Below are 496 nucleotides of genomic sequence, written 5' to 3'. Positions count from 1 at the left end.
GAAGCTATTCATCAACCTATCTTGAAAAAAATTGGCGAGGCTTTAAAGCTTGGCACTATTGTTGCTGCTATTTGTGGTGCTACTGAGGGACTAGCGAATATGGGATATCTAGATTCTAGAAAGCATACAAGCAATAGCTTAGAGTATATTAAAATGGTCTGTCCTAATTATAAAGGAGAAAATTTTTATGAGATGGAACCTGTAGTAACGGGTGAAAATTTGGTTACTGCATCAGGAGTAGCTCCTTTGGAATTTGCGATGGAAGTACTGAAAAAATTAGATGTATTTGCACCAGATACATTACACTCGTGGTATAACCTAAATAAGACTCACAAACCTGAATACTTCTTCCAACTAATGAACTCAATAAATAAGTGATTTTAAAAATCAACTTGGCAGTTTTATTTTACTTGAAATAACCTCTATACTTTATGCGATGCCAAAGTATAGTTTTAGTACATAACTTAAAAATTTTAGAGAAGTTAATAGAGATTGT

The 496-nt window shown here is 33.1% G+C and carries 1 protein-coding gene; it reads left to right on the top strand.

What is annotated here, in order from left to right; all coding sequences use genetic code 11:
• Positions 1 to 378 (top strand): DJ-1/PfpI family protein (locus SB775_RS27415; protein ID WP_410864287.1); only part of this gene is annotated, 378 nt, incomplete at its 5' end.
• Between the last annotated feature and the right edge of the window lie 118 nt (positions 379 to 496).

The organism is Peribacillus sp. SIMBA_075, assembly GCF_046534585.1.
This window is presented reverse-complemented; position numbering and strand designations above follow the sequence as displayed.